We start from the raw sequence: 2,338 nt of genomic DNA, 5'->3' as shown, positions 1-2,338 counted from the left end.
CGCCCTCGCCCTGCGGCACGCCGCCCGGGCCGAGGGAGGCGCCGATCGGTCCCACCGCGAGCGTGCTGGAGACGACCACCATGCCCATTTCCGACAGGATGCCGTGCCACGCCGTCGCCGCCCGCGCGCCGGAGAAGCGGCCGGCCGAATAGCTGGCGATCGCCGCGGGGCGCCAGAACCATTCCTCCAGGAAATGATCGGTCAGGTTCTTCAGCCCCGGCTGGACGCCCCAGTTGTATTCGCCGGTGACGAAGATGAACGCATCCGCGTCGCGTATCTGCTGCGCGAGCGCCTCCAGCGCCGGCGGCGCCGCGCCCTTCGGATGCTCCTTGTACATCCGGTCGAGCATCGGCAGCCCGACCGCCTTGGCGTCGATCAGCACCGGCGACGCGCCGCGCGCGGCAAGGCGGTCCACGAGGTATTCGGCCAGCCTGATACCCATCCGGTCCGACCTATAGGAGCCGTACAGGACCAGAATGCGGTCCGCATGCGCCGTCATCGCGCCGCCTCCCCGCCGCTGACGCGCGTGCGGGTGCGCATCGTGACCAGTTCCTCCGCCGCCGTCGGATGGATGCCGATCGTGCGGTCGAAATCCGCCTTGGTCGCGCCGCAGGTGACCGCGATCGCGACCCCCTGCATGATCTCCGCCGCGTCGTCGCCCACGATATGCGCGCCCACCACGCGCTGGCTCGCCTGATCGACGACCAGCTTCATCATCGTCCGCCGCGCCCGCCCCGTCAGGTTGTGGCGCATCGGCGTGAAGCGGGCGACATAGACATCGACCGCGCCGCGCCGCGCCGCCTCGTCTTCCGTGAGTCCGACGGTCGCGACCGGCGGGGTCGAGAACACGGCGGTCGGCACGTTCTCCAGCGACACGCGGCGCGGACGGCCGCCGAACAGCGTGTCCGCCAGCGCATGCCCCTCGGCCGTTGCGACCGGCGTCAGGTTGAGCCGGTCGGTCACGTCGCCGATGGCGTAGATATGCGGCACGCTGGTGCGCAACTCCGCGTCCACGACGATGGCGCCGCCCGGCGCCGTCGCGACCCCCCCCACCTCCAGCCCGAGGCCGCCGGTTGCCGCCGCCCGGCCGGTCGCGAAGAACACCAGATCGGCCGTGATCGCCTCGCCGCTCGCCAGCGTCACGCGCCGCGTCGCCCCGTCGGGCGTGATGCGGGCGATGCCGCAATCGGGGTGCAGCCGGATACCGGACGCGTCCATCGCCTCGGCCAGCATCGTGCGCACGTCCTCGTCGAAGCCGCGCAGCGGCAGCGGCTGGCGATAGACCAGGTCGACCTGCGCGCCGAGGGCCGCGAAGATGCCGGCGAACTCCACCGCGATATACCCGCCGCCCAGCAGCACCATCCGGCGCGGCATCTCCGGCAGGAAGAACGCGTCGTCGGAGATAATGCCGTGCTCCGCTCCCGGCAGGGTCGGGCGCACCGGATGGCCGCCGGTCGCGATGACGATGCGCTCGGCCGTCACCCGCTTCCCGTCCACCTCGACCGTGTGCGGATCGACCAGCCGGGCATGGGCGTCGAACAGCGTCGCGCCCGCGTTGGTCAGCAGCCGGCGATAGGTGGCGCTCAGCCGCTCGATCTCGCGGTCCTTGGCCGCGATCAGCGCCCGCCAGTCATGGCCGCGCGTCTGGATCGACCAGCCGAACCCGGCCGCGTCCTCGGCCCACTGGCCGTACTCCCCGGCTTGCACCAGCAGCTTCTTCGGCACGCAGCCGACATTGACGCAGGTGCCGCCCCAGAACCGCGCCTCCGCCACCGCGACCCGCGCGCCGTGGCCCGCCGCGATGCGCCCGCAGCGCGTGCCGGCAGACCCGCCGCCGATGACGAAAAGGTCGAAATCCATGGCGCCCGCCCCATCCGGGCCGGCGTGATCGCCGGCACCGGTCCCTCAATGCAGATGGGGCAGCAGCTTGTCCAGCGTGATGGGCAGGCTCGCGATCCGCACGCCGGTCGCGTGATGCACCGCGTTGGCGATCGCCGCCGCCGTGCCGACCACGCCGATCTCGCCCACCCCCTTGACGCCGAGCGGGCTCGTCAGCGCGTCGGGCTCGTCGACGAACACCACGTCGATGTCGCCGATATCGGCGTGCACCGGCATATGATAGTCGGCGAGATTGGCGTTGACGATGCGGCCGTGGCGATGATCGGCGACCGTCGCCTCGGTCAGCGCCATGCCGATGCCGAACACCACGCCGCCCATGATCTGGCTGCGCGCCGTGCGCGGATTGAGGATGCGCCCCGCCGCGATGGCGGACACCACGCGCGCGACCCGCACGGTGCCGAGGCGGGCATCGACGCGCACCTCGGCGAACACGGCGGAA

At 72.0% G+C, this 2,338-nt stretch carries 3 protein-coding genes; all 3 read right to left on the bottom strand.

What is annotated here, in order from left to right:
* Positions 1-499 (bottom strand): NADPH-dependent FMN reductase (locus tag B8460_RS19685; RefSeq protein WP_048863331.1); only part of this gene is annotated, 499 nt, incomplete at its 3' end.
* Complete coding sequence (gene gorA, locus B8460_RS19680) at positions 496-1,860, bottom strand: glutathione-disulfide reductase (RefSeq protein WP_048863330.1); 1,365 nt, start codon at positions 1,858-1,860, stop codon at positions 496-498. The genes gorA and B8460_RS19685, both read right to left, overlap by 4 nt.
* A 45-nt stretch (positions 1,861-1,905) precedes the next feature.
* The coding region (locus B8460_RS19675; RefSeq protein ID WP_048863329.1) for a xanthine dehydrogenase family protein molybdopterin-binding subunit at positions 1,906-2,338 on the bottom strand (433 nt) is incomplete at its 5' end.

The organism is Acidisphaera rubrifaciens HS-AP3 (assembly GCF_000964365.1).
Lineage (GTDB): Bacteria > Pseudomonadota > Alphaproteobacteria > Acetobacterales > Acetobacteraceae > Acidisphaera > Acidisphaera rubrifaciens.
This window is presented reverse-complemented; position numbering and strand designations above follow the sequence as displayed.

Excerpts from the sequence above, each read along its gene's own strand:
- gorA (WP_048863330.1), bottom strand. The coding sequence starts at position 1,860 with ATGGATTTCGACCTTTTCGTCATCGGCGGCGGGTCTGCCGGCACGCGC.